The organism is Actinomycetota bacterium (genome assembly GCA_036280995.1).
Lineage (GTDB): Bacteria > Actinomycetota > CALGFH01 > CALGFH01 > CALGFH01 > CALGFH01.
The window spans coordinates 1-2587 of the sequence record DASUPQ010000474.1 but is presented as its reverse complement, the minus strand read 5'-3'; the positions used below and the strand labels follow the sequence as shown (position 1 = coordinate 2587).

At 72.0% G+C, this 2587-nt stretch carries 4 protein-coding genes; 1 reads left to right on the top strand and 3 read right to left on the bottom strand.

Annotation, left to right across the window (positions count from 1 at the left end):
- On the bottom strand, positions 1-366 hold a 366-nt coding region (locus tag VF468_15935; protein ID HEX5879782.1), incomplete at its 3' end, for a hypothetical protein.
- A 315-nt stretch (positions 367-681) separates the two neighbouring features.
- Here VF468_15935 and VF468_15930 point away from each other — a divergent pair.
- Positions 682-834, top strand: coding sequence for a hypothetical protein (locus VF468_15930; protein HEX5879781.1), 153 nt, complete (start codon positions 682-684; stop codon positions 832-834).
- Between the two features lie 94 nt (positions 835-928).
- On the opposite strand, the gene VF468_15925 is transcribed toward VF468_15930, so the two are convergent.
- Positions 929-1729 (bottom strand): ABC transporter permease subunit, encoded by an 801-nt coding sequence (locus VF468_15925; protein ID HEX5879780.1) that lies wholly within the window; start codon positions 1727-1729, stop codon positions 929-931.
- Positions 1726-2586, bottom strand: a complete 861-nt coding sequence (locus VF468_15920) for an ABC transporter ATP-binding protein (protein ID HEX5879779.1) — start codon at positions 2584-2586, stop codon at positions 1726-1728. Before VF468_15920 ends, VF468_15925 begins: the two co-directional genes overlap by 4 nt.
- Between the last annotated feature and the right edge of the window lies 1 nt (position 2587).

Below are 2587 nucleotides of genomic sequence, written 5' to 3'. Positions count from 1 at the left end.
CAGGCGGGCGGCGAACACGGCCACGGTGCGGGCGGCGGCATAGCGGTGACGGTTGAAGCGCCGATCCACCCGGTCCCGGACCCGCCGGCGCAGCGGCGCGAATCCGGCCACCGCGGCCAGGGTCACGGCGGCCACCGCCAGGCTGCCGGCCTCGCCGGCCAGGCGGGTCACGGCCGGGAGGACGAGCAGGTAGGGGACGGCGAGCACGGCGGTGACGACGGTGTAGGTGACGGTGCGGCTGACCAGGCGGTCCAGGTCCCAGAGGCGGTAGCGCAGCATCGCCACCGCGACCGCGACCGGCACGCACAGCGACGCCAGCGGGAAGAGCACCACCGGGACGGCGGGGGCAACCCCAGACAGGGCCACCGGGACCAATACCCAGATGGCGGCGACCGTGGCGGTGGCGCCAGCGGCGACCCAGCGCAGCTGCTGACGCTGGACTCCGCGGGCTGGAGGACGACGTAGGCGGCCCGGGCGGCCAGGGGCAGCGGCCGCTGGTCGCGTACCAGCTGGGCGACCCAGGGCTCCAGGGGGATGATCAGCGACCACACCAATCCAGCGGCGGCGTACAGCCAGCCGATCGGATTGGCTGGCCGGCGAAGGCTCAGCACCAGCCCGATGGTGGAATAGCCGAGCGGAAAGGCCAACGCGTAGCCGGCGCCCCTGGCCAGCACGGCGAGGGTGACCGGCCGGGTCACCGCCAGGGTGACCAGCAGGCCGGCGGCACAGCAGGCAACGGTGAAGAGCCACAACGACCAGGCAAGCAGGACCCTGGTCCTCGCCTGCATCCTCACCACCCTGCTCTCGGGCCACCGCGCTCAGGGCTATCAGTAGCCAAAATTGGCAGGACGCCGGTACGAGAACGTTACGGTTCCTCCAATGGCAGCCCAAGCAGTACCGTCAAGCCAACGCCTGAGTTCCTGTAGGTTCATCGCAGGTCGCGCCGGCGGAATACGACCCAGGCGACGCAGGCCAGGACGGCGCTGATGGCCAGCGGGACCACGAACGCGGCGGGGGCGGCGCCTTCTGCGAGCAGGTTCCGGTCGAGATACCAATGCCAGGGGCTGAGCTGGCGCACGGCGCCCAGGTCCCCGGCGGCGGCCAGTACGGTCTCGACCAGGTAGCCGGCGACCGCCACGACGGTGGCCAGCGCGACGGCGATGCCGCGGCGGCCGGCAACCGCACCAATGGTGAAGGCGAGCGAGCCGTGCAGCAGGCCGAGGGTGAAGACGGCGGCGCAGGCCGCGACCACGTTGCCGGTCGGGACGCCCTCCAGGGCTCCGAACGGGGGGCCAAGGACGAGCAGGGCCAGGCCGAACACGGCGACCAGGCCGGCCAGCAGGCCGAAGGTGGCCAGGTAGCGCTCAACCAGGACGCGGCCGCGGGTGACGGGGTTGGCCAGCAGCAGCTCCAGGGTGCCGGCCTCCTCGCTGCCGCCGATCGCCCGGGCTCCGGCGCCGATGCCGAACACCACCGCCAGCAGCGGGGCGAGGGTGGAGAACAGCCGGGCCTGGAGGTAGCCGGCGGGCGACCGCAGCGGGACGGCTGCGTCGTAGCCGATCACCGACCGGAAGGTGTCGGGGAGGTCGGCGAGCAGCTCGTCAAATGACGGCTGGTCCTTGATGGAGGGGTACAGGGCGACGGTGAACAAGGTGAGGCCGACGAAGCCGAGCGCCCACCCCAGCGTCGCCCAGCGGCGGTCGCGGACCAGGCGGGCGGCGACGATCATGCTGGCTGCTCCTGGTAGTAGCTGAGGAAGACGTCCTCCAGGTCGGCCTCGTGGGTGACGATGCGCTGCACCTCCAGCCCGGCCGCGGCCTGCAGGGCCGGACCCACCGGACCCTCGACGACCAGGCGGATGCGGGTGTCGTCGGCCTGGGCCTCGACCACGCCGGGAACGCCGGCGAACCATGTGGCGTCGGCCGGCCGGGCCAGCCGCAGCTCTATTCGCTGGCGGGCCTGCTGGCGCAACTCCTGGATGCCGGCCACGGTGACCAGCTCACCCCGGCGCAGGATCGCCACCCGGCCGGCCAGGGCCTCGACCTCCGGCAGCACATGGCTGGACAAGAACACGGTCGCTCCCGCCCCGGCCAGCTCCCGGATTAGCAGCTGGAACTCGTACTGCAGCAGCGGATCAAGGCCGCTGGACGGCTCATCCAGCACCAGCAGCTCGGGACGGTGGATGACCGCCTGGATGATGCCGATCTTGCGCCGATTGCCGGTGCTCAGCTCCCCGACCCGCCGGTGGGGGTCGAGGTCGAAGCGGTCCAGCAGCTCCTTGACCCAGCCGGCATCTACGCCGCCGCGCAGCTTGCCGTAGAAGTCGATCAGGTCTTGGGCGGTCCAGCGGCGGTCGACTGGCAGCTCGGCAGGCAGGTAGCCAATCCGGCGCCGCACCGCCGGGTCGGCGCCGCTGCCCCCGAGGACTTCGATGCGGCCGCTGGTGGGTCGGATGAAGTCGAGCAGTAGCCGGATGGTGGTGGTCTTGCCGGCTCCGTTGGGTCCCAGATAGCCGAATACCTCGCCCGGCTGGACCTCGAGATCGAGGTCGCGCAGGGCCTGCACCGACCCGAAGCGCTTGGCCAGA

What these genes read in the sequence shown, in the direction of transcription:
- VF468_15925 (HEX5879780.1), bottom strand. Translation starts at nt 1,729, where the DNA reads ATGATCGTCGCCGCCCGCCTGGTCCGCGACCGCCGCTGGGCGACGCTG.